24 protein-coding genes and 1 pseudogene are annotated in these 21,598 nt (G+C 53.0%); 12 read left to right on the forward strand and 13 right to left on the reverse strand.

Translation table 11 applies throughout. The features are described from left to right. Positions 1-22 precede the first annotated feature (22 nt). The gene (locus KB235_RS03055) at positions 23-184 is read left to right on the forward strand and encodes a hypothetical protein (RefSeq protein WP_211780354.1); all 162 of its coding nucleotides are present in this window, start codon (positions 23-25) and stop codon (positions 182-184) included. A gap of 18 nt (positions 185-202) precedes the next feature. Here the strand turns inward: KB235_RS03055 and abc-f are convergent, their stop codons facing one another. After that, positions 203-2,047, reverse strand: a complete 1,845-nt coding sequence (abc-f, locus tag KB235_RS03060) for a ribosomal protection-like ABC-F family protein (protein ID WP_211780355.1) — start codon at positions 2,045-2,047, stop codon at positions 203-205. A gap of 326 nt (positions 2,048-2,373) precedes the next feature. On the opposite strand from abc-f, the gene KB235_RS03065 reads away from it, so the two are divergent. Then, positions 2,374-3,291, forward strand: coding sequence for a DMT family transporter (locus KB235_RS03065; protein ID WP_034807714.1), 918 nt, complete (start codon positions 2,374-2,376; stop codon positions 3,289-3,291). A gap of 39 nt (positions 3,292-3,330) precedes the next feature. On the opposite strand, the gene KB235_RS03070 is transcribed toward KB235_RS03065, so the two are convergent. The 4 genes from KB235_RS03070 to KB235_RS03085 form a co-directional block, all read right to left on the reverse strand. Continuing rightward, positions 3,331-4,236, reverse strand: a complete 906-nt coding sequence (locus tag KB235_RS03070; protein ID WP_211780356.1) for a Gfo/Idh/MocA family protein — start codon at positions 4,234-4,236, stop codon at positions 3,331-3,333. An 84-nt stretch (positions 4,237-4,320) separates the two neighbouring features. Continuing rightward, entirely contained in the window at positions 4,321-5,040 is a 720-nt protein-coding gene (locus tag KB235_RS03075) for an anti-sigma factor (protein ID WP_211780357.1), read from the reverse strand. Next, positions 5,037-5,597: an RNA polymerase sigma factor gene (locus tag KB235_RS03080; RefSeq protein ID WP_211780358.1), complete on the reverse strand. Its 561-nt coding sequence runs from the start codon at positions 5,595-5,597 to the stop codon at positions 5,037-5,039. Before KB235_RS03080 ends, KB235_RS03075 begins: the two co-directional genes overlap by 4 nt. 116 nt (positions 5,598-5,713) lie before the next feature. Then, positions 5,714-5,962, reverse strand: coding sequence for a hypothetical protein (locus tag KB235_RS03085; RefSeq protein WP_034816108.1), 249 nt, complete (start codon positions 5,960-5,962; stop codon positions 5,714-5,716). 68 nt (positions 5,963-6,030) lie between these two features. On the opposite strand from KB235_RS03085, the gene KB235_RS03090 reads away from it, so the two are divergent. Continuing rightward, on the forward strand, positions 6,031-6,822 hold the full coding sequence (locus KB235_RS03090) for an HAD-IIB family hydrolase (RefSeq protein WP_211780359.1): 792 nt from the start codon (positions 6,031-6,033) through the stop codon (positions 6,820-6,822). A 3-nt stretch (positions 6,823-6,825) separates the two neighbouring features. Here KB235_RS03090 and KB235_RS03095 read toward each other — a convergent pair whose 3' ends face one another. Together KB235_RS03095 and KB235_RS03100 are read right to left on the reverse strand one after the other, a co-directional pair. Further along, positions 6,826-7,098 carry a hypothetical protein gene (locus KB235_RS03095; RefSeq protein ID WP_211780360.1) on the reverse strand — a complete coding sequence of 91 codons (273 nt, stop codon included), beginning with the start codon at positions 7,096-7,098 and terminating at the stop codon, positions 6,826-6,828. 146 nt (positions 7,099-7,244) lie between these two features. After that, positions 7,245-7,463: a hypothetical protein gene (locus tag KB235_RS03100; protein ID WP_245175482.1), complete on the reverse strand. Its 219-nt coding sequence runs from the start codon at positions 7,461-7,463 to the stop codon at positions 7,245-7,247. A 122-nt stretch (positions 7,464-7,585) separates the two neighbouring features. On the opposite strand from KB235_RS03100, the gene KB235_RS03105 reads away from it, so the two are divergent. From KB235_RS03105 to KB235_RS03120, 4 genes are all read left to right on the forward strand, one after another. Next, the gene (locus KB235_RS03105) at positions 7,586-7,819 is read left to right on the forward strand and encodes a hypothetical protein (RefSeq protein WP_034807703.1); all 234 of its coding nucleotides are present in this window, start codon (positions 7,586-7,588) and stop codon (positions 7,817-7,819) included. Further along, entirely contained in the window at positions 7,816-8,016 is a 201-nt protein-coding gene (locus KB235_RS03110) for a helix-hairpin-helix domain-containing protein (protein ID WP_034816098.1), read from the forward strand. Before KB235_RS03105 ends, KB235_RS03110 begins: the two co-directional genes overlap by 4 nt. Before the next feature lie 154 nt (positions 8,017-8,170). Next, complete coding sequence (locus tag KB235_RS03115) at positions 8,171-9,631, forward strand: UDP-N-acetylmuramoyl-L-alanyl-D-glutamate--2,6-diaminopimelate ligase (RefSeq protein WP_211780361.1); 1,461 nt, start codon at positions 8,171-8,173, stop codon at positions 9,629-9,631. Positions 9,632-9,727: 96 nt separating this feature from the next. After that, complete coding sequence (locus KB235_RS03120; RefSeq protein WP_211780362.1) at positions 9,728-10,072, forward strand: YflT domain-containing protein; 345 nt, start codon at positions 9,728-9,730, stop codon at positions 10,070-10,072. Positions 10,073-10,129: 57 nt separating this feature from the next. On the opposite strand, the gene KB235_RS03125 is transcribed toward KB235_RS03120, so the two are convergent. After that, the gene (locus tag KB235_RS03125) at positions 10,130-11,125 is read right to left on the reverse strand and encodes an MDR family oxidoreductase (RefSeq protein ID WP_211780363.1); all 996 of its coding nucleotides are present in this window, start codon (positions 11,123-11,125) and stop codon (positions 10,130-10,132) included. 143 nt (positions 11,126-11,268) lie between these two features. Here KB235_RS03125 and KB235_RS03130 point away from each other — a divergent pair, with 143 nt between their 5' ends. Continuing rightward, positions 11,269-11,688 carry a hypothetical protein gene (locus KB235_RS03130; protein WP_034807695.1) on the forward strand — a complete coding sequence of 140 codons (420 nt, stop codon included), beginning with the start codon at positions 11,269-11,271 and terminating at the stop codon, positions 11,686-11,688. Between the two features lie 18 nt (positions 11,689-11,706). Here the strand turns inward: KB235_RS03130 and KB235_RS03135 are convergent, their stop codons facing one another. The 3 genes from KB235_RS03135 to KB235_RS03145 all read right to left on the reverse strand — a co-directional run bounded on the left by KB235_RS03135 (position 11,707) and on the right by KB235_RS03145 (position 13,110). Next, positions 11,707-11,916, reverse strand: coding sequence for a hypothetical protein (locus tag KB235_RS03135; protein WP_034807692.1), 210 nt, complete (start codon positions 11,914-11,916; stop codon positions 11,707-11,709). 88 nt (positions 11,917-12,004) lie between these two features. Next, the gene (locus tag KB235_RS03140; protein WP_211780364.1) at positions 12,005-12,706 is read right to left on the reverse strand and encodes an SDR family NAD(P)-dependent oxidoreductase; all 702 of its coding nucleotides are present in this window, start codon (positions 12,704-12,706) and stop codon (positions 12,005-12,007) included. A gap of 11 nt (positions 12,707-12,717) precedes the next feature. Further along, on the reverse strand, positions 12,718-13,110 hold the full coding sequence (locus KB235_RS03145) for a GNAT family N-acetyltransferase (RefSeq protein WP_245175530.1): 393 nt from the start codon (positions 13,108-13,110) through the stop codon (positions 12,718-12,720). Between the two features lie 143 nt (positions 13,111-13,253). On the opposite strand from KB235_RS03145, the gene KB235_RS03150 reads away from it, so the two are divergent. Continuing rightward, positions 13,254-14,168, forward strand: a complete 915-nt coding sequence (locus KB235_RS03150; protein ID WP_211780365.1) for a GGDEF domain-containing protein — start codon at positions 13,254-13,256, stop codon at positions 14,166-14,168. Between the two features lie 8 nt (positions 14,169-14,176). On the opposite strand, the gene KB235_RS03155 is transcribed toward KB235_RS03150, so the two are convergent. Together KB235_RS03155 and mgtE are read right to left on the reverse strand one after the other, a co-directional pair. After that, positions 14,177-15,958, reverse strand: coding sequence for a solute:sodium symporter family transporter (locus KB235_RS03155; RefSeq protein WP_211780366.1), 1,782 nt, complete (start codon positions 15,956-15,958; stop codon positions 14,177-14,179). 136 nt (positions 15,959-16,094) lie between these two features. Next, positions 16,095-17,453: a magnesium transporter gene (gene mgtE, locus KB235_RS03160; RefSeq protein WP_034817485.1), complete on the reverse strand. Its 1,359-nt coding sequence runs from the start codon at positions 17,451-17,453 to the stop codon at positions 16,095-16,097. A 301-nt stretch (positions 17,454-17,754) separates the two neighbouring features. Between mgtE and arcA the strand changes: the two genes are divergently transcribed. The 3 genes and pseudogenes from arcA to arcD all read left to right on the forward strand — a co-directional run bounded on the left by arcA (position 17,755) and on the right by arcD (position 21,588). Continuing rightward, complete coding sequence (gene arcA, locus KB235_RS03165) at positions 17,755-19,017, forward strand: arginine deiminase (RefSeq protein ID WP_081852706.1); 1,263 nt, start codon at positions 17,755-17,757, stop codon at positions 19,015-19,017. 17 nt (positions 19,018-19,034) lie between these two features. Beyond that, positions 19,035-20,063: an ornithine carbamoyltransferase gene (argF, locus tag KB235_RS03170; protein ID WP_034817486.1), complete on the forward strand. Its 1,029-nt coding sequence runs from the start codon at positions 19,035-19,037 to the stop codon at positions 20,061-20,063. Between the two features lie 48 nt (positions 20,064-20,111). Beyond that, positions 20,112-21,588: pseudogene (gene arcD, locus KB235_RS03175) on the forward strand (arginine-ornithine antiporter). Positions 21,589-21,598 lie beyond the last annotated feature (10 nt).

Consider the following 21,598-nt stretch of genomic DNA (forward strand, 5'->3'; position numbering starts at 1 on the left):
GATTTTTACGGGAGGTGACAAAATGCCGAAAATCTATTGGCTCGGGACGTTCGCGAGCGGTCTGCTCCTCCTCTCCATTGGGGAGGGGGCAGCAGAGCCGCGGGTCCTACCCTACGTTTTGATCGCGGTCGGGATAATCGGATTTCTCACGCAATCATGGTACGAACAGAAACGACGCCGCTAAGCCCGGCGTCGTTTTTGTTTACATGGATTCGAGTAATTCTAAGACCAATGAATCAATTTCAGTTTGCAAGGCGTCGCTTTGTCGTTGCAACGTCATCAATCGTTCCAAATCGTTCGTGTCATTCATTTCAAGAACGAGCGACTGATGAAGCGCCTCGAGCTCGGCCAAACGCGCTTCTCCGCGCGAGACGTCTTTTGAAGGTGTCGCTACTTTTTGCTTCGGAGGTGCTTTTGGTTTTGGCATCGGAGTCACCGTCAAGATTGCCTCGCGTCGCTTCTCGAGCGCGTACGTCACGTTTCCCGGGAAACGCGTCGTCGTCCCGTCGAGCCAGTACGTGATTGGGAATAGTTTATTCAAGAAGTAGCGGTCATGCGATACGGCGACGAGTGTCCCGTTAAAACGGTCGAGCGCCTCTTCGAGTGCCTCACGTGCTTCGATATCCAAATGGTTCGTCGGTTCGTCGAGGACGAGCACGTTCATCTCTTCATGCATCAAGATGGCGAGCATGAGCCGCATCCTCTCGCCGCCGCTCAAATCCTTGACCGGTTTGAACACGCTCGCACCGTAGAAAAGAAATTGGGCGAGGAGTTGTCGCGCTTTGCCTTCGTCGACGGGAATCCGGTCGCGAAACGCCTCGATGAGCCGATGCGAGTGATCAAAATCGACGTGCTGGGATAAATAACCGATTTTCGCGCGTTCCGCTCGCCGCACTTCGCCTGAGGTCGGTTCGATGTGGCCGAGCAACACGTTCAAGAGCGTGGACTTGCCGCTCCCGTTCGGGCCGACGATGGCGATGCGTTCACCATGGCCCGCGTAGAACGAGACGTGCTCGAAGACGGTCTGGTCGAAACGGACCGTCACATCGGTCGCCTCGAAGACGTCGCGTCCGGTCCGGCCATGCGCCATGAACTGGATGTCAGGCTGAATGGATTCGAGTTGTGGCCGTTTGATCGTCTCGATTCGGGCGAGCGCTTTCTCCATCGACTTGGCCCGACGGTAAAACTTCTCGTTCGGGGGGTGTCCTTCGTTCGCCCACTGCCGAAGCTGACGAATCGTCTCTTTCATTTTCTTGATTTTCTTCTGTTGCTCCGTGTAGGCGTGGAATTGGTCGAGCAGTCGTTTCTCTTTTTGGGCGACGAACGCGCTGTAATTGCCGTCAAAACTCATCAATTCCCCGTCCTCACACTCGACGATGCGCGTGGCGACCGCATCCAAAAACACGCGGTCGTGCGAGACGAGAAGGAGCGTGGACGGACTGTCTGAAAGAAACGTCTCAAGCCAAGCCATCGCCTTGAGGTCGAGATGATTCGTCGGCTCGTCCAAGATGAGTAGGTCCGGTTCTTGAAGCAATGTCAAGGCGAGGCCGACCTTGGTCCGTTCGCCGCCGCTAAGCGTGTCGAACGGCCGGTCGACGAAGCGGGTCAGGCGCAACCCGTCGATCATCGCGTTCACTTTCGACTCGATGAGGTAGCCGCCGTTGTTCTCGAAACGGGTCTGCAAGGCGCCGTACGTCTCGAGTAGCACGTCGATGTCGTCACTTGAAGCCATATTTGCTTCAAGCTGTCGCATCTCGTCGCCGAGTCGCGTCAATTCGGCGAATGCGGTATAGAGCACGTCTCGACCGGTCTTGTCGGGATGGGACGGGATTTGGGCCAAATAGCCAATCATCAACCGCTGTTTCCGGTAAATCGTTCCGCCATCCGGTGTTTCAGCACCGACGATCAGACGCAGAAGTGTCGTCTTGCCGCTCCCGTTCCGTCCGACGAGTCCGATTCGTTCGCCGGCGTTCACATGAAGATTGGCATCGATTAAGACGGCATGGCCGCCGTATTGCTTTTGGATGTTTTGTAATTCGATTAACATAAATCGTTCCTCCTAAAGTAGAGGCCTATCAAAAAAGCCGAGCGCAAAGAAGCGCTCGGCAAGAGGGAGAAGCGCTTTGTCGTATTTCAACAATGTCTAAAAAAGGACAGACGGGTCCTGTGATTACGCGACATCGTGAAAAATCGCACGCAAAATGTACAAATGTTCTGTTGACCAATGCGTACGTCCGACAAAGTTCACCTTTCTCCCTCCCTTCAATCATCGTTATCCTCAGTGTAAGCGATTTCTTCATATCGGACAACTAGAAAACAGGAATATGATCAAGCGGTGTCGTATTGTTTAGGCATCAGGAGAGGAGGGACACGATGCGTAAAGAGTGGCTCGGTGCCATCAGTTTGACACTCGCCGCAAGTATTTGGGGGGGCATGTACGTCGTCAGTAAATATGCGCTCGGCTTTATCGAGCCGTTCACGCTCATTTGGATGCGCTACTTCGTGGCCTTCATCGTGTTGATGTGCGCGTGGTGGCTGTTCGGAAGAGAACGGATCGGGCGTGGTGATTGGAAGTGGATCGCGCTCGTCGGAGTCATCGGCTATGTCGCCTCGATTTCGTTTCAGTTCATCGGGACGAAACTGTCGGACGCGCATACGGGATCGCTCGTCACGGCTGCGACGCCCGCGTTCATGGTGCTGTTTGCCCGTGTGATTTTGAAAGAGAAGTTGACACCGGTGAAAGTCGGATCGCTCCTCTTGGCGACAGTCGGGGTCATTATCGTCGTCGGCTGGCACGTCGAGGGGACGTATTTTATCGGTAGCTTGATTTTGGTCGGGGCGGCCATCACGTGGGCGCTCATGTCAATCTACGTCAAAATCGCGTCGGCGACACTGTCGTCTCTGACGATTACGACGTTTGCGATTGGCATCGCGTTCGTGTTGATGACGCCGCTCATGGGCATGGAAGTCATCGATCATGGGTTGCCGACGATGACGGGGGCTCTTTGGCTCAGTGTGCTCTATGTCGGGATCGTCTCGACGGCCGGGGCGTTCTTCTTTTGGAACAAAGGGATCGAACTCATGGACGCAAGCGTCGGTTCGCTCTTTTTCTTCTTTCAACCGCTCGTCGGCGGCTATCTCGGCTGGCTCGTCTTGAATGAACAACTCGATCGCAATTTCTTCATCGGCGCCGCCTGTATCGTGACGGCCGTGACGTGGTCGACTCTCGTCGAGCGTCGACAAAAACGCGCCATTAGCCAAATTGAACCGGATAAACGACACATCCAATGACAAACGGGACCTGGCCGACAGGTCCCGTTTGTCATGGATTCAGCGTTTGAATAAGTCGGTGACGAGCTGTTGCGTCAGAAGCGCTTCGCGGCCGTCGGTCAAAATCGGGGTATCCTCGGACAACGCCTCGATGAAGTGGTCGATGGCGCCTTGGAAGCCGCGCTGGGTGAGGAGCGTGTCCCACGACCCGAACGTCTCGGTCGTCTGGGTCCCGTTCGTGAAGCGGTTCAACGTGACCATCTCGTCGACGGTGAACCGGACGTTTGCGGCGACGGCGCTCAATCCTTCATGGTTTGCTCCAGCGTGTCGATGCATCGCCGTCGTATGTAGGCCGTGGTCGTCTCGCCAGACGTGTCGCGCCACGTGCAGTTCGTTCGCTTCGGTCGTCTCGATGTGTCCCGTCACGAGGCGCAGGTCACCTGTTGAGAAGTATCGAAGCGTGTCGACGACGTGCAAATAATCATCGAGTAGCGTGAACGTATAGTCGCGTCCAATCCCGTTTCCCCGATGTTTGACAAAGTCGAGCAAATCGAACGGCCCTGCATCCCGGACTTGCTGATACATCGGGGCGAAACGACGATTGAACCCGACCATCAGTTTGCGATCGTTTCGTTCGGCCAGCTCGACGAGTCGCTCGGCTTGGTCCATCGTCGCGGCGAGCGGTTTATCGACGTATACATCGACGCCACGGGCGAGTAAATAAGAGACGACGTCATAATGTGTCTCGGTCGAACTGTGGACGAACGCCGCATCGACGGACGTTGCGAGTTCGGGCAGTCCCGCGAACGACTCCATCCGATAAGCCCGGCAAATCGCCTCCCGCTTCGCGACGGTCGGTGAGAACGCGCCGATCAGTTCAAAGCTTGTGCTGTTCGTTAAAATCGGCAAGTATGCTTTTTTGGCGATGCCGCCGAGACCGACGACCCCGATTTTCGGTTTTCGCATCCAATCACTCCTTTGTCTCATCATAACGAAAAAACAGACCGAAAGACATCCACGCCTGATGCGTTTTTGTCCCCGGTCTGTACATTAGAGGCTCGCGAGTAAGACAATCTCTCCTTCAGGCGTCGTGTTGCCGCGCTCCGGTTCTTTCGTCACGGCGACCGTGTCCCAATCCATCTCGGCCTCCGTCGCATCAAGCGTATAGATGACGGTGCCGTTGCCTTTGTCATCGGTGACGAACGCTCCAGTCGGAATCGGGGAGTCGTCTTTTATGAGCCATACTTGGTACACTTCGTTCGCCTCGAGCGGAGTGAGCCCGTTCGTTTGAACGATCAGCTGTCGCGTCCCGTCTTGTTCGGCGAGATAGGCCACACCGTCGGCTTCCCCGTCGAGTGGGACGGTCTCGGTCAAGGCGATTCCGCTCGGTTCGGTCTGATTGAGCAACAAGTACCCGTTCCCGATTAGCGATAACAGTAAGGCAGCGGCGAGGGCGAACGCGCCCCACGGTGCTTTCCGCTTTTCTTTCGGTGCGGTGAACGGCGTTACCGGTGCCGGTTTGTCTGTCTTCGGTTCGACCGCTTTCGATGTCTCGTCTTCGGCGAAGACGTGATCTAAGATTCGAGCCTTCATCCCGCTTGGCGGCTCTGCTGGTTCGGAGAGGAACGCGACGCCGCCGACGAGAGCCTCGAGTTGTTCGAGTTCTTGTTGGCACGTCTCACAAGTCGCGAGGTGTGCCTCGAACCGGATTCGTTCATCTTCTGTCAAATGTCGGTTAAAGTAATCAATCAATTGGTCACAAGCGTTCATCGTTCCACCTCCTTATCGATTAAATCTGGGGATAATCGTCTTCGTAACTGCTTCAACGCCAACCGAATCCTTCCTTTCACGGTGCCGAGCGGGATACCGCACGCATCCGCAATCTTTTGCTGGCTAAGTCCTTGGAAATACATGAGGCGGACGACTTGCTGTTGCTCGGCCGGAAGTTCGGCCATCGCCGTCTCGATTTGCGTCCGTTCTTCTTGCCACTCGACCTCACGCTCGACCGAACATTCGGTCGAAGGAATCGTCTCGGCGTAAGATTCGTCGAGCTGGAGGTCCGGCTTTCGTCTTCGAATCAAGTCGATGGCGACGTTTCGTCCCATCGTGAAAAGCCAAGAACGGAACTGGCCTTTGGTCTCGTCATAGACACCGACACCGCGCCACAGCTTGATGAACACTTCTTGCATCGCTTCCTCGGCGAGGTCGCGGTCCTGTGTCAATTGCATCAGGAACGCATACAGGATCCGTTCGTAACGATCATATAACGTTTCGAGCGCTTGTTTGTCTTTTTGCCTGACACGCTCATATAGTTCGTAATCAGTCATCGCGTTCTCCTTTATAGAAGGGATGTCCCTTGTAGTTATCTAACGGATCAATCGGTGAAATGGATGTCTTTTTCGGGTGACAAATTCGTGAACAGTTCGTTATGTAACCGATGCGTTCAACGGGAACACGTCGTAGCCTCACCTAGATGCTTGTACAGAGACGCTTGGATGTGGCTGAGAAGCATATAGGCGAACAAGCTGAATAAACATGCCGTGCCGAGACCCGCTGCGAGCGCGGGCCCGTTCGAAAGCCATTGTTGCCAAAATGAGGCGGTCCGGATTCCGAGCAAAAAGGCGAAGACGAGCCCGAACCCGATCATGATTCCGCTATACTGACAGTAGTAACGACTTACCCAATTTTTCACGTCGCTCATTCCTTTCGTACTTTTACTATACGAGATGGGGTATGGCGACACAAGGAGGAGGATTACGAATGAGACGATTTACCGGAGAAGGGCGGACGCTCGTCTGTTTCGATTTTGACGAGACGTACTTCCCCCATGCGTGCACGGAAGAACAATTAGCCGACGTCCGTCGACTCGAAGATTTTTTAGAACAACACGCGGAACGATTCTCGACGATGTGGGTCACCGGCAGTTCGTTCGCCGACTTGGCTGAAAAGACAATGCGCGCCTCCATGCGCTATTGGCCGCATCGCATCGCTTCAAGCCTCGGGACGGAGCTGTATCGCGTCAATGCCAGTGGGACGCTGAAACGAGATGACGCGTTCAGCCAACTGTTCCCGGACGACTTCTCGGACCGGGTCGGACGTGTCGTCGACATGATGCGATCCGAAGCCATCGTGCTCGAAGCACAACCCGGGGACGGGACGAACGTGTGGATGCAGAACTATTATTACCACGATCATCAAGAGGCTGCATTCGAGCGAATTCGGGAAGCGACGAGGACGGTAGGTATCGCGGTGAACATCAGCCGGTGCAATCCGCTCGCGGGCGATCCGGACGGGTCGTACGACATCGATTTTATCCCTGAAGGTGCTGGAAAGACGGCAGCGGTCGAGTATGTATGTGACCGGTTCTCGTTTCGCGCCGAAGACGCCTACGCGTTCGGGGACAGCGGCAACGATCTCGGGATGTTGAAGCGGGTCGGCAACGGATACGTCCTCGGGAATGGGACTGAGCAGGCGAAGCGAGCCCATCAACGCGTTACGGAAAAATCTTATGCGGCCGGGATTTTAGAAGTGTTAACACGTGAGTTCGATTGACGATCATGCGCTCTGTAGCAACTGGCGAGCAGTCGTCTCGACCCGAGCAAACAGCCTGAGTCGGAGCGACGTGGTTTGAATATCAAATGTTTGAGGGGCGCGCCACAGGTCGGTAAACACCTCGAGCAATGCGGCTTCGGCTAATTCGGCCCGGTTCGTCAAACGGAGTGCGGTGAGGTAGAGAACCCGCTCATATCGGTCGTAGAGGAGCTCGAACGCAGAGGTATCTCGTTGAATGATTCGTTCGAATAATTCGTGGTCGGATAAGAATGACATCGTGAACTCCTTTGAAGGCACATCGTGGCCTGGAAATGGACATAGCAATAATGGGCCTATTCCCTGTCTCGAATCGACTGTAAACGATAACAACTCGATTTGAGCACATTCAAAAACCCGAACGCGCGATGCGATCGGGTATCGGTTCAAAATGAACGGTAGCAGTGTGGACACGTCTGGGTGTTGCCACCGGAACGCTTGAACGTTTTCTTGCAGTTCGGGCACGTGACGGTCTCACTGTCCGCCCCGAAAAGGCTGCCGCGATTATATAACACATTTTTTAAATTCGGTAACGCCTTGGCCGCGAACGTCATAGAGATGAATAAGACGAGCGCCAAGAGCGCGAGCATGACGTATGTCGTCATCAACAACGCTCCTTTCGTTTAAATCCGTTATTCCCAGCATACTCGAAAACATCAAAATGCACATCTAAAACTAGAAATACGAACTTTTGTTCGGTATAATGGGAGTAAAGGAGGGAGAACAGATGAAGGATGAGTTGTTACGTGATATGCGTTTAGGTCGATTGGTAGAATTGATGTATGTCGATCGACATGGGGTGATTTCAAAGCGCCGAGTCAAATTATTGAGGTTACAAGGCGAGCGAATCATTGCTTGGGATGTACGGAAACGGGCCCGTCGAACGTTTTACGTTGAACGCGTCCTCGCCTGCCTCCCGATTATTGAACGCGCTTATGGAAAAGAGGAGGAAATCGGATGACACCACTCCCAAAATGTCCAGCGCCGGCAGAACGGGCGCTCGCTGCCGCTTACATTGACACGCTCGAACAACTCGCGACGTATTCGAAGACAGAAATCGCCGCGATGCATGGTATCGGCCCGAAAGTACTACAAGTGTTAGAGTGTGCGCTCGTCAAACAAGGACTTCAGTTTACCGATAGCGAATTAACCTCCTAGTCCCGTCATGGGCTAGGATTTTTTTAGTTTGACGTATGTTTTCATATGAAAAAGGGAAGTAATATATTTGTCATCTCCATTACGCCTAAAATTTAGTACCATGACGATAAGGTTTATGAACCTAGTGACACCCATGAGAAAGGAAGTACACAGCATGAGGACGAAACGTTTATCCGCCATTCTAGGAAATGAGATGGATGACATCGAATGTGATCCATGGGTGACCGGAATTGAAACGGATTCCAGGAAGGTCAGTCCAGGGAATTTATTTATTTGCATCCGCGGCTATACGGTGGATGGTCATGAATTCGCTGAAGATGCCGTCTCAAAAGGGGCGAGCGCCATCATCTCGGAATATCCGCTTGAACTTGATGTACCAAACATTGTCGTTGCTGACACGAAACGGACCGCCGGCATCGTGGCGAGCGCGTTTTACGATCATCCGTCGCACCGGATGCGCATTTATGGCGTGACGGGAACGAACGGAAAGACGACAACAGCGACACTCACATACGATTTGTTTCGATTGTCGGGACGACCGGTCGGCATCGTCAGCACGATCGGGGCTCGCTATAAAGACCAAACGCTAGAAACACCGAATACGACACCGGAAGCCGTCGTCTTGCACCGGCTCTTGGCCGAGATGGCAGATGCCGGGGTGACCGACTGTGTCGTCGAAGTGTCCTCACATGCGATGATGGAAGGGCGCGTCGAAGGGGTCCACTTCCATGCGGCGGCGTTCACGAACCTGACGCACGATCACCTCGATTATCATCGTTCGATGGATGAATACGCGCGAGCGAAAGCCCGCCTGTTCGAGCAAGTCGAACAGACGAACGGTGACGCGATCATCTTGAATGCGGAAGACGAGGCGAGTGCGATTATGGCGTCGTTCGCTCCAACGAGACGTCGTGTCATGTACAGTACGCACACGAACATACCGGCCGACATCCAAGTCATTTGGCTCGATGACACGGTGCGCGTCAAAGTGAACGCGATGACGATTGAAGTACCCGTTCAGTTCATGGGAGCGTTCAATGCGGCGAACTTAGCTGCTGCGATCGGGCTCGTCTCGACGTCTGAATTGATGCTCCGTTCCATCATTGCCAACGTGCCGGGGCTCACGCTTCCGAAAGGTCGTCTCGAGCGTCTCGACACGGAGGACGCAGAGATTTATATCGATTATGCGCATACACCGGACGGGCTAGAAAAGTGTCTGTCGACGCTTCAAGCTGACGATTGCGAATTGGTCGTCGTCTTGAGTGCGGCCGGCGATCGCGACTCGACGAAACGGGCCGAGATGGGTCGGGTTGCGAGCCGTTACGCCGACCACTTGATTGTGACCGTTCACGACGTGCGTTCAGAAAATCCTACGCAGATTATCGATGGCTTACTCGAGGGGATTGATGCGGACACACCGCATGTGACGTTTGAGAATCGGTTAGACGCCCTTAAACATGCGGCGCTACAAGGACTCGACGGCAAACGAGTCGTCGTCGTCGGAAAAGGCCATGACCACATCGAACGTGTCGGGAAGCAATCGATTCCGTTCAACGAATCTGACATTTTGTTGGATGAACTGAAAAAATTGAAGGGCCAAGAACCGGCCGTTTAACGAAACGATGACGCTTGTCATCGTTTTTTAATGTGTAGAAACGATGAAAACAGGAAATATCTATAACTGTAACGCAATTGAAGGAGGAGAATGGACATGTCAGTTTTGTACAAAGAGTTCACAAATGATGAAGAAGTCGTCACCGCCATTCAATCGATGAAAGCAAAAGGGGTCGACGAGTCGCACATTTACGTCATCACCCATGACGATGGCCGGACCGATCGAGTCGCCGACAATGCGGACGCGAATACGGTATCGGCATCGGACGTCGGTCTCGGAACGGCAGCGAAAAACTTGTTCCGTAAAAAAGGGGACGAGTTACGTGCCCAGTTCGAGGAACTTGGTTTCTCAGCGACCGAGGCGGATAGCCTTGAGAAGAAGTTGGACCAAGGGAAAGTGATCGTCGTCGTCAAAGACGCGCCGAACGGCTTCACATTATAACCTTTCCTTGAAGCATACAGAAACAGGGCTGAATCCATCGATTCAGCCCTGTTTGGATTAGGTATGGATGCGGACAACGGTCCGGCCGCTCAGTTCACCGCGCATCATAGCCTCGGCTTGGCGAGGGACGTCATGAAGCGGGATCTCGTGAATCATATGGTTGAGGACGTTCGAATCGAGTAGTTCATTCAATCGTTCCCACGCCTTCAAACGTCGTGCGATGGGTTGCATGACGGAATCAATACCGATTAATTTGACGCCTCGTAAAATGAACGGATAAACAGTGGTCGGAAGATCGGAACCGCCGACAAGCCCACACGCTGCGACTGCCCCTTCATAACGGACTTGACTCAAAATATTTGCAAGTGTGTTGCCACCAATCGAATCGATCGCCGCATCGAAACGTTGTCGAGCGAGAGGACGCGTCGGTCCTTCGAGCTCATGCCGGTCGATGACCGTGTCGACGCCAAGTTCATACAAGTAGGGAGAGTCTGTTTTTCCTGTCGATGCGATGACGTGATAGCCGAGTTTATGAAGTAAAACGATTGAAAAACTGCCAACTCCTCCAGTCGCACCTGTTACGAGTACTTCTTCTCCTGGTCGAACGCCGGCGGACTCGAGCGCATCGATTGAAAGCATCGCTGTCAGTCCAGGTGTCCCGATTGCGATGGCGTCGCGCATTTCCATACCTTTAGGCAGTTTGACCAGCCAATTTCCGGGAACTTGTGCAACTTGGCTGAAACCGCCGAAATGTCGTTCACCGATACCGAAACCGGTCGCGATGACCTCGTCGCCGGCTTTGAAATCGAGATGGTCGGATTCGATGACTTTTCCGACGAACTCACAGCCCGGGATGAACGGGAACTCGTTAATGATCGCCCCCGCTCCGGTCAACCCGAGCGCATCTTTATAGTTGAGCGCAGAGTAATGGACTTCGACTAGGACGTTCCCCTCTTCTTCTCGCGGCAGTGCGTCGCGTTTGACGTCGGTCACTTCGGCATGAAGCCTGTTTTCTTCTTTGTTTAGAACGAGTGCTTGAAACGTGTCATGCATCGTCATTTCCCCTTTCGACTTGCAAGATTTTATCCATTAATACGATTCCCGTTCACAGAAAATATATACACAAATGTTTCGTTCTCATGAGGGGTGGAATGGTATAATGGAATAGATTCAACTAGAGTGAGGAGGAATGTAGCATGCGGCACGATGACTACGAGTTTGACGAAGAAGTAGAAGAAGGCGAACTGTTTAACGTATACGACATTCTACCGCCCGATGGTACGATTCTCGAGATGGCGACTGCCGAAGAGATGGTCCGAGCGGCGGAGCTTGAAGCGAAGCATCACGCGCTTCAACGCATCCAAGACTCAAACTTTCAGTTATCCGGCGTGACGTTCAAAGAGTTACTCACAGAATTCGAACGATATGAGCAAGAATCGATGGAATTCTGGACGGGCGTATATAGCCGATTGCGCATTCCATGGGCATGGACGATTCGAATCGACGTGGCCAACGGTCCGATTCACGTCGTCAATGACCGTGATATTTTTATTGATGAAGAAGATTTTGAAGAATACGACTTCGACGATTTCATCGATGACGAAGACGAAGATTGAATCGAAAACGTCTTTCCCTCATTCAGTAGGGAAAGACGTTTTTTTCATGGAGCGGACGTCCGAGCGCATGCGCACGACTTCCGTCGCACCGAACCATAGTCCGACGCTCGAGAGGATGGACACGCCGCTCACCAACGCGCCGACGATAGCTGTGTCGCCAATCATCGTGGACGAGAGAACAAGGCTGAATAAGCCGAAAAACAATAACCCTCCTGCAATCGTCTTCATGACACCATCATCCTTTCTGCTTTTGTCTGACTTCAGTGTAGACGCTTAAGAACAGAAGGGGTGGGTGAATTTTGACCCGGGTTAAAAATTAGACGAGGTCGTAAATCGAATACGTCTTCCCGTTCTCAAACGGCGTATCAATCATATACTCGATCAAGACACGGGCCACGGTTTCCGGAGAACGGAGCCGGCCTTCCGCGACGTATGCCTGAAACTGTTCGACATCTTGGAAAGCGTCTTTTGACGAGGCTCGAATCGTCGCTTGCATCGATGTGTCCATCACGCCCGGATTGAACAAGGCGGCCCGGTGGTGCGTGTCGGTCAGCTCGAGGGCGAGTGTCTCCGTGAAGTGATCGAGACCGGCTTTCGTCGCGCAATACGCGCTCCAACCAGAAATCGGCCGTTTGGCGGCGCCCGACGTCACGTGAATGAACGAGACCGGTAACGTATAACGGAGCACATGGTTGGCGAGGAGCATCGGTGCGAGCAAATTCGCTTGGACGTGTGACATCAATTGGTTGGAGTCTAACTGTCCGACCTGATGAATCGGGTCAATCAGCGCCGCGTTTTGAACGACGAGGAGCGAATCGGCGCGTTCGATGAGCGGACGCATTTGTTTGAGCGCGTGGAGTAGACCTACAGAATCGGAGAGGTCGACGCTCACATGGCGGAACGGGACATCGCCTTGCGTGCGCGAGAAGTTGACGACCTCGTAATCCCGTTTCGATAGTTCTTCGGCAATAGCGCGGCCGAGGCCGCGTGAGGCACCGGTGACGATGGCAAGTTTCATCATTTTTCCTCCTATTCATGTATCGTTTTACGATAACCGTAAAACGGACGGAAGTTCAATTTCTCATAGTACGTCTGCGATGAGGCGCTCGCAAGCATCTCGAGGCGTGTCGTCGGATAGCGTGAATGCACGTACGTCAAAAGTTGCTCCCCGAGTCCGAGTCGACGATGTGAGGCGGCGACAAGCAGTTCACAGATGTACAGGCTCACGGCCGTGTCGGTCATCCCCCGGACGTACGCGACGATTAATCCGTCGACCTCGATGACATAGGCCACGTTTGAATGGTCCCAAGCCTGCCTCGTCTCATCCGAACGTACGACGAGCTGTGTCCAGCCTTCTGTCTCGTTTAATGTTTGGATTTGTTCAAAGTCCTTCTCAGTGTAGGGACGAATAAAGTAGCTCACTATAGAAACCTCCAAATGAACTGACGTGGCACATTGATGACAAGATCTTAAAAAATCATTCCCCTAAAAAACGGAGGACGCAAGAGGCATAGGCGTGCTCCATGATACGATAGATGAAGATTTTTAAGACAGGAGTGTACGTCGTGGTCGAGTTTATTTTAGGGATCCTTATCGGGTTAAGTGTAGCATTCATTGTCTATAAAATCCGTCGTCAAGTGAATCAGGCGGATGAACCGATGATCCGATTCACCGACCAAATGAAAGATGTCATTTACGTCTTTGACGTAAAACCGGTCTTTCGGTTTCGTTATATCAGTCCGTCACTTGATGACTATCTAGGAGAAGGGACGGTTGCGAAAAACTATGACGACCCGAATGACTGTTTTCATCGCATTCATCCAGATGATTATGAGCTACTTGTCCAGAAAGTGACAGGGCAGGTTAACTATGAAGAACCGATTTTGCAGCGGTGGCAAACGAATGATGGCCGTTATTTATGGTTTGAGGAGTATGCGACACCAATCTATGAAGGCGAGGAACTCGTCACTGTGCAAGGCGTCATCCGGAATGTCGAGGCGGCCGTCACGGAACGAGAAGCACTCGTATATGAGAGTCGCCACGATAGTCTAACCGGCGTGTGGAATCGACGGGCGTTCGAAGAGACCGTCGATCGCTTACCCACTGCCTCATCATGCGGCGTCATTGTAATCGATTTAAACGATTTAAAGCAGGTCAATGATACGTACGGGCACTCCGCCGGCGATGTGTTGCTCCAACGAGCGGCACATGTGTTGACACGAAAAAGTCCAAAAGTCTACCGACTCGGTGGAGACGAGTTCGTCGTATTGATGACCGGTTCGGACCAGGAGTTGTCGGAACTTGTTACGGCCATTCATTTTGCTTTTGAAGAAGCAGGCATATCGGCTGCGGTCGGTTCATCCTTTACAGAGGACCATACCGATTTCGTCGCCTTATACGATGAGGCAGACCAAGCCATGTATGAACAAAAACGCCGCATGAAACAAAGCAACCTCACCGATCCGGTAATGGATCGGTGAGGTTTTTGTTAACTACCGCTTGCCTCTTCTTCAGTCTCTTCACTCGTCCCGAGATTGTTCAAGTATGTTTCGTAGCGTGGGAGCCAGAAGCGATACGAGACAAAGACGAGCCCTGCTGTTACGGCAAACAATCCAATCGTTGCCGGGAAGAACCATCCTGAGACGATCCCGTCCGCGTAGGCGAGGCCAATCGGTGAGAAGACGAAGTAGACGAAAATCATCGACGCGACCAGTAGAATCGACGTAGAGATGGTGTGACGCCACGGCTTGACGCGACCGAGCTCGATACGAATCGGATTCACTGTCATCATCGGGCGAATTTTCGCGAACAAGAGCATAATCGATGTCTCGATGACGAACAAGATGCCATAAATGTGAATAAAGTTAATCCCAAGGTCAAAGCCAAACCGCTGCTGCGTGCCCCAGACGAGGAAATAGTAGGTGATGACATGGAATACGATGACGATTTTCGCGGCGATCGGCGGGACACGCTTCACGAGCATCCCAATTAAGACGATGACGAGAATCGGGATGTTGAAGAAGCCGGTGAAGCGGCGAATCAAGTCCCAAAGTCCGTCTGGCGCATACATCAAGTTCGGAGCGACGAAAAACGAAATGAGGGCGACGAGCGTCCCGAACCATTTACTGACGCGAATCAAATCTTTGTCCGATGCGTTCGGTTTAAACTTCGGTTTATAAATATCGAGTACGAACAACGTGGCGATACTGTTCAGGAGCGAGTTGAACGAACTGAACACGGCCCCGAGCAAGACGGCGAGGAAAAAGCCCATCAGCCACATCGGCAACAAGTCGGCGATCAAACTCGGGTAAGCGAGGTCGGCCTTGTCGACGTTTGAACCGTACAAGTGAAACGCGATAATCCCTGGAAGCAACATGAAAATCGGGACGAGCAACTTCAAGTAACCTGTGAACAAGACACCTTTTTGTCCTTCGGCCAAGTTCTTGGCGCCGAGCGCACGCTGGATGACGTATTGATTGAGCGCCCAATAAAACAAGTTGGCGAAAATCATCCCGGTAAAGATGGACAAGAACGGGACCGAGTCGTTGCTCGAACCGATGGCGTTCAGTTTCTCTGGGTTCGACGTCGCGATCGTCTTCATCCCATCGACGAGGTTACCGTCACCGAGGGCGATGAAACCGAGCGTCGGGACAAGGAATCCGATGATGATGAGTCCAATCCCGTTCAACGTATCCGACACGGCGACGGCGCGAAGGCCGCCGAAGATGGCGTAGATTGCCCCGATAATCCCGATGAACCAGATGACCATCCAGAGCGCCTGTTCGAAACTGACGCCGAGTAGTTCCGGCACATCGAATAGCTGTAAGACGGCAAGGCCGCCGGAATAGAGCATCGACGGGATCGTGACGCACATATATCCGAACAAGAACAAAAGAACCGTCAGACGGCGGACGTCCTCGTCATACCGTTGGCTCAAAAATTCAGGGATGGTCGAAATGCCGATTCCGAGGAAGCGCGGTAGTAAAAAGAGCGCCATAATAATGGCGGCAATCCCGGCTGTGACTTCCCACGCCATGGCGGACATATTGCCCGCGAACGACTGACCGTTCAACCCGATCAGTTGCTCGGCGGAAAGGTTTGTCAAAAGCAATGACCCTGCGATGAACAAACCGGTCAATCCACGGCCTGCGAGGAAGTAGTCATCGGCGCTGTCGACTTTGCCGCGCGTCATCCGATACGATATGTATGCGACGAGCCCCATAAAGATGGCACCAGTAATCAATATGTAAGCGACTTGCTGAATGGTCATATGAGAGACCTCCTTCGGTTTCTTCTTATTTATAAGTATTTATTTGTAATACCGATTCAGGCAGGCAATCATTTCCCGTTTTCTCGTCTGTAAACAAAACGTAACAAAAAAAGACACGTGCGCGAGGGCACGTGCCTTAAAGGAACTGGAGCATCGATGTAGCGACGGTGAAGTAAATGATTAACCCGAGGTTGTCCATCAACGTCGTGATGAACGGACCCGAAGCCACAGCCGGGTCAAGTTTCAAGCGATTGATGAGGAGCGGGATGAGTGTTCCGACAATCGTCGCCACGCTCAGTGCGGCGAAAATCGAGATACCGACAATGATACCAATCAAAGCGTTGTCATACAGGAACGTGATGACGCCGAAGATGACGATCATGCAGACGACTCCGAGGATGACGCCGGTCCCGAACTCGCGTCGTACCATCTTCATGACGTTCTTTCGATTGATCGTGCCGAGCGCGATTGAGCGGACGGCGACGACGAGTGATTGGGTGGCCGCGTTCCCGGCCGACCCCATGACGAGCGGCATGAAGACGGCGAGGAGCACGATCGTCTCAAGCGTTTCTTCGAATCCGCCAATCGTCGAGGCGGTAATCATGCCGAGGAACATGAGACTGATAATCCAGGGCGCGCGTTTCTTGGCCGCCTCGACCGGTCCCATATTGATGTCAGATGAACCTTTCGTCGCGGACAGTTCTTCAAAGTCTTCGGTCGTCTCGCGCTCGATGACGTCCATGACATCATCGACGGTGATGATTCCGAGTAGTTTCTCTTCATCGTCGACGACGGGAAGGGCAAGCAAGTCGTACTTTTGGACGGTCCGGGCCAAGTCTTCTTGGTCGGTGAGCACGTTCGCGGAGACGACGCGTCGCCCCATAATGTCGGCGATACGGGCATCGAGCCGTGACACGATCAAATCGCGGAGCGAGACGACACCGACGAGACGACCGGATGCATCGATGACGTAAAGGTAATAAATCGTCTCGGCGTCCGGTCCGAGGTCGCGCAACTCTTCAAGCGTCTCGCCGACGGTCTTATCTGCCTTTAAGACGACGAACTCTGTCGTCATGACGGCGCCGGCCGTGTCGTCTGGATAGCGCATCAAGTCTTTGACTTCTGTGGCCTCGGTCTCATCCATCTGTTCGAACAGTTCGTTCATGAAGTCGTCAGGCAGTTCATTCATCAAGTCAGCCGCATTGTCCGAGAACATGTCGTTCAAGACACGGACCGCATAAGGCCGCGGCATCTCTTGGATGAATTGCTCCTGGTCTTCGAGTTCCAACTTCTCAAATAAATCCGTGAACGCTTCCGGTGTGAGTGCTCGATAGACGAACTGGCGCTCAGGCTGCTCGAGCTCGATAAATAAATCCGCCTGTTCACCAGGGTGAAGGGTAAGGAACAAGTCGCGGAAATCGACCGGGTCCCCCTTTTGAATGAGCGCGGTCACTTGAGCTTGGTGACGCGCATGTTCTGTACGTTCGATTGCCATCGACTCACTTCCTTTTCCGTAGTAGATTCAGGTACGTCCCTATCATACAGGAAAGGAACACAAAAAAAATAATGAATTTATTTCACAATGTATACAGCGATTATACAGAGGTAAGTGATTGTGTACGCTTGTGTAATGATTCACAATTATTTTTTCATTCAGTTTTATCGATCGTTCATTCATCTCGATGTGGAATTCGTCACGGTCCCACCGTCGGACTTACCCGTCCCGATATTGGGTAAGTTGATAATGTAAGGGTAGCAACACACCCGAAACACTAGGAGGAAGCGAGATGATAACGATGATGGATCAACAGACCTCACGGGATACTACGCTCAAACATCCAATCCACGTGTATTCAGAAATCGGTGAACTCAGGACGGTGCTGCTGAAACGTCCGGGCCGTGAACTTGAAAATTTGACCCCCGAATATTTAGAACGACTCCTCTTCGATGACATCCCACATTTGCCGGTCATCCAAAAAGAACATGACTACTTTGCGAGCGCCCTGCAAAACCGTGGCGTCGAAGTGCTGTATTTAGAAAAATTGATGGCCGAGACGTTATCGCTTCCGGGCGTAAGGGAACGGTTCGTCGCCGACATCTTGTCCGAGTCAAAGTCGAACATCAACGGATCGTATGAGACGTTGAAAGAATATTTGCTCGCCTATGACAATGAACAGTTAATCGAGACGGTCATGGCTGGGATTCGCAAGTCGGAAATCAAGCCGGAGAAACGACGTCACTTGCATGAGATGATTGAAGACACGTATCCGTTCTACTTGGATCCGATGCCGAACCTATACTTCACCCGCGACCCGGCAGCGGCCATCGGCAATGGCTTATCAATCAACCGTATGAAAGAGCCGGCGCGGCGGCGCGAATCGTTATTCACGCAATATATCATGAAGTACCATCCACGATTCGCCAAACATGACGTCCCGATTTGGTCAGACCGTGACTACCGGTTCGCGATGGAAGGCGGGGACGAACTCGTCTTGTCTAAAGAAGTCGTCGCCATCGGGATTTCCGAGCGGACGACAGCGCAAGGCATCGAGCGGGTCGCCCTTAATCTGCTCAAGCATGGCGGGACGTTTAAAAAAGTGATTGCCATCGAAATCCCCAAATCGCGAGCATTCATGCACCTCGATACCGTCTTCACGATGGTCGACCACGACAAGTTCACGATTCATCCGTTCATCCAAGGACCGGAAGGAAAGATGAACATCTTCGAGCTGTCACTGAATCAAGACGGAGAACTTCATATCACGCAACATAGCGATTTGTTACAAGTGCTAAAAGCCGCACTCAATCTCGATGACATCGTTCTCATCCCGTGTGGCGGCGGCGATCCGATCGCGGCGGCACGGGAGCAGTGGAACGACGGATCGAACACGCTCGCCATCGCACCAGGAGTCGTCGTCACGTACGACCGAAACTATGTCTCGAACGAGCTCTTGCGTTCGGAAGGTGTCGAAGTCATCGAAATCATGTCAAGCGAGTTGTCACGCGGCCGTGGGGGCCCACGTTGCATGAGTTGCCCGATTATTCGTGAAGATATTTGACGAGGAGGATCCTGAACATGTCCACAACGTACAATGTTGATTTGGTAGGCCGTCATTTTTTATCACTCAATGCGTTTTCTCCGGACGAACTGAACTACTTGATTGATTTGTCGGCCGCGTTCAAGCGTCAAAAGAAACAAGGCATCCCACATCGCGTCTGTGAAGGGAAGAATGTGGCGCTCTTGTTTGAAAAGCCGTCGACGCGGACACGGTGTGCATTCACGGTCGCAGCCGTCGACCTCGGCATGCATCCGGAATATCTCGGAAAGTCGGACATTCAGTTTGGTAAGAAAGAATCCGTTCGTGATACGGCCATCGTGCTCGGTCGCATGTTCGATGGCATCCAGTTCCGAGGCTTCGCGCATGCGACGGTCGAAGGACTCGCACGTGACGCGGGCGTCCCGGTCTGGAACGGGTTGACCGATTTGTATCACCCGACGCAAATTTTAGCCGATTTCTTGACGGTGAAAGAGCAAAAAGGCGACCTTGCCGGCATTCGGTTCGTTTACGTCGGGGACGGGCGCAATAACATGGGTAACACGTTGTTGATCGGCGGTGCAAAAGTCGGAATGGATATCCGGATTTGTGCCCCGAAATCACTCTGGCCGTCAGACGAGGTCGTCGATTACGCCCGCTCGGTCGCACAAGAGACGGGCGCGCTCATCACCCTCACAGAAAGCGTCGACGAGGCGGTCGCGAACGCGGACGTCATCTATACGGACGTCTGGGTATCGATGGGTGAAGAGGCCGAGTTCGCAGAGCGGATTCAACTGCTCCGACCGTATCAAGTGAACATGGAGATGCTCGAGAAGACGGGGAACGCAGATGTCATGTTCCTCCACTGCCTCCCGGCGTTCCACGATTTAGAGACAGAGGTGGGCCGGGCCATTTACGAAGAGTACGGCTTGGCCGAGATGGAAGTGACCGATGAAGTATTCCGGAGCCGTCATTCGTTCGTGTTTGACGAGGCCGAGAATCGGATGCACACGATTAAAGCAGTCATGGCGGCGACGCTTGTCGATACAGCGGAATGGCTCGAACGTTGAGGAGAGGGGGGATTTCCCCCCTTTAATGAAGCGAAAGGGATGAGTTAAATGTCTACGAAATTAGATCATGACTCAAGCGGTTCAGCTGGCGCAAATCCTAGTCCGAAAGACAAACGATTGGGGCTCGGGGCCCTGACGGCACTCGTCGTCGGTTCGATGATCGGGGGCGGGGCGTTCAACTTGGCGGCCGACTTGGCCCAAGGTGCGAACGCGGGTGCGATTCTCATCGGCTGGGTCATCACCGGCATCGGGATCATCACACTCGGATTAAGTTTCCAAAACTTGACGATGCGGCGACCGGACCTCGACGGCGGGGTGTATAGTTATGCGCGGGCTGGCTTCGGACAGTTCGTCGGATTCAACTCGGCTTGGGGCTACTGGCTCTCCGCCTGGCTCGGAAACGTCGCGTACGCGACACTATTGTTCAGTTCGATCGGCTATTTCTTTCCAATCTTCGAAGGCGGTCAAAACATCGCCTCCATCATCGGTGCGTCCATCATGCTATGGCTCGTCCACTCCCTCATTTTGCGTGGGATTCACGAGGCGTCGATGATCAACATCATCACGACCATCGCGAAACTCGTTCCGATTTTTGCCTTCATCACCATCACGTTATTCTTCTTCAAATCTCGACAACTTCACGTTCGACTTCTGGGGACAGGGCGGCTTCTCATGGAGTAGCATCCGCGATTAAGTCGTCTCGACGATGCTCGTCACGCTCTGGGTCTTTATCGGTGTCGAAGGGGCAGTCGTCTTGTCAGGACGGGCCCGGAAGCGCTCGGACGTCGGGAAGGCGACTGTCATCGGTCTACTCGGGACGCTCATCATTTACTTGCTCATCTCGATTATGTCGCTCGGTTTGTTGAATCCAGAGAACGTGGCGAACGCCACGCAACCGGCGATGGCGTACTTGCTCGAGTCGGCAGTCGGTCCTTGGGGGGCGATGCTCATCAACGGTGGGCTCGTCATCTCGGTGCTCGGGGCGTGGCTCGGTTGGACGCTCCTTGCGGCAGAGATTCCGTACGTGGCAGGGAAAGACGGTGTCTTCCCGCGTTGGTTCACGAAAGAGAATAAAAACAACGCTCCGGCGAACGCACTTTGGCTCACGAATGGTTTAATTCAACTGTTCCTGTTCACGTTCCTCTTCTCGGACGCGGCGTATAACTTCGCCTTCTCGCTCGCATCGAGCGCCATCTTGATTCCATAGGCGTTCTCGGCCTTCTATCAAGTGAAAGTCGCAAAAAATGGCATCGGCTACAACGCCGGTGAACGTCGGACGCGCGATCTCGTCATTGGGGCGGTCGCTTCCATCTATGGGATTTGGCTCATCTATGCGGCAGGCGTCGATTACTTGTTATTGACGACGCTCCTCTACGCACCAGGGACGTTGCTCTACGTGAAAGCGCAACGTGAGAACGGGATCAAGTCGTTGACGAAGACAGAATGGACTGTCGCCGGTATGTTGACCATCCTCGCCATTTTAGCGGTCGTCCGCATCGTCTCAGGCAACATCACAGTCTTTTGATCGGGGGAAT

Source organism: Exiguobacterium alkaliphilum (assembly GCF_018138125.1).
Lineage (GTDB): Bacteria > Bacillota > Bacilli > Exiguobacteriales > Exiguobacteriaceae > Exiguobacterium > Exiguobacterium alkaliphilum.

Excerpts from the sequence above, each read along its gene's own strand:
- KB235_RS03090 (WP_211780359.1), top strand. The coding sequence starts at position 6,031 with ATGAGACGATTTACCGGAGAAGGGCGGACGCTCGTCTGTTTCGATTTT.
- KB235_RS03070 (WP_211780356.1), bottom strand. The coding sequence starts at position 4,236 with ATGCGAAAACCGAAAATCGGGGTCGTCGGTCTCGGCGGCATCGCCAAA.
- argF (WP_034817486.1), top strand. The coding sequence starts at position 19,035 with ATGTCCACAACGTACAATGTTGATTTGGTAGGCCGTCATTTTTTATCA.
- KB235_RS03110 (WP_034816098.1), top strand. The coding sequence starts at position 7,816 with ATGACACCACTCCCAAAATGTCCAGCGCCGGCAGAACGGGCGCTCGCT.
- KB235_RS03130 (WP_034807695.1), top strand. The coding sequence starts at position 11,269 with ATGCGGCACGATGACTACGAGTTTGACGAAGAAGTAGAAGAAGGCGAA.
- KB235_RS03140 (WP_211780364.1), bottom strand. The coding sequence starts at position 12,706 with ATGAAACTTGCCATCGTCACCGGTGCCTCACGCGGCCTCGGCCGCGCT.
- KB235_RS03105 (WP_034807703.1), top strand. The coding sequence starts at position 7,586 with ATGAAGGATGAGTTGTTACGTGATATGCGTTTAGGTCGATTGGTAGAA.
- abc-f (WP_211780355.1), bottom strand. The coding sequence starts at position 2,047 with ATGTTAATCGAATTACAAAACATCCAAAAGCAATACGGCGGCCATGCC.
- mgtE (WP_034817485.1), bottom strand. The coding sequence starts at position 17,453 with ATGGCAATCGAACGTACAGAACATGCGCGTCACCAAGCTCAAGTGACC.
- KB235_RS03120 (WP_211780362.1), top strand. The coding sequence starts at position 9,728 with ATGTCAGTTTTGTACAAAGAGTTCACAAATGATGAAGAAGTCGTCACC.
- KB235_RS03135 (WP_034807692.1), bottom strand. The coding sequence starts at position 11,916 with ATGAAGACGATTGCAGGAGGGTTATTGTTTTTCGGCTTATTCAGCCTT.
- KB235_RS03065 (WP_034807714.1), top strand. The coding sequence starts at position 2,374 with ATGCGTAAAGAGTGGCTCGGTGCCATCAGTTTGACACTCGCCGCAAGT.
- KB235_RS03125 (WP_211780363.1), bottom strand. The coding sequence starts at position 11,125 with ATGCATGACACGTTTCAAGCACTCGTTCTAAACAAAGAAGAAAACAGG.
- KB235_RS03100 (WP_245175482.1), bottom strand. The coding sequence starts at position 7,463 with ATGACGACATACGTCATGCTCGCGCTCTTGGCGCTCGTCTTATTCATC.
- KB235_RS03155 (WP_211780366.1), bottom strand. The coding sequence starts at position 15,958 with ATGACCATTCAGCAAGTCGCTTACATATTGATTACTGGTGCCATCTTT.
- arcA (WP_081852706.1), top strand. The coding sequence starts at position 17,755 with ATGATGGATCAACAGACCTCACGGGATACTACGCTCAAACATCCAATC.
- KB235_RS03115 (WP_211780361.1), top strand. The coding sequence starts at position 8,171 with ATGAGGACGAAACGTTTATCCGCCATTCTAGGAAATGAGATGGATGAC.
- KB235_RS03055 (WP_211780354.1), top strand. The coding sequence starts at position 23 with ATGCCGAAAATCTATTGGCTCGGGACGTTCGCGAGCGGTCTGCTCCTC.
- KB235_RS03095 (WP_211780360.1), bottom strand. The coding sequence starts at position 7,098 with ATGTCATTCTTATCCGACCACGAATTATTCGAACGAATCATTCAACGA.
- KB235_RS03080 (WP_211780358.1), bottom strand. The coding sequence starts at position 5,597 with ATGACTGATTACGAACTATATGAGCGTGTCAGGCAAAAAGACAAACAA.
- KB235_RS03075 (WP_211780357.1), bottom strand. The coding sequence starts at position 5,040 with ATGAACGCTTGTGACCAATTGATTGATTACTTTAACCGACATTTGACA.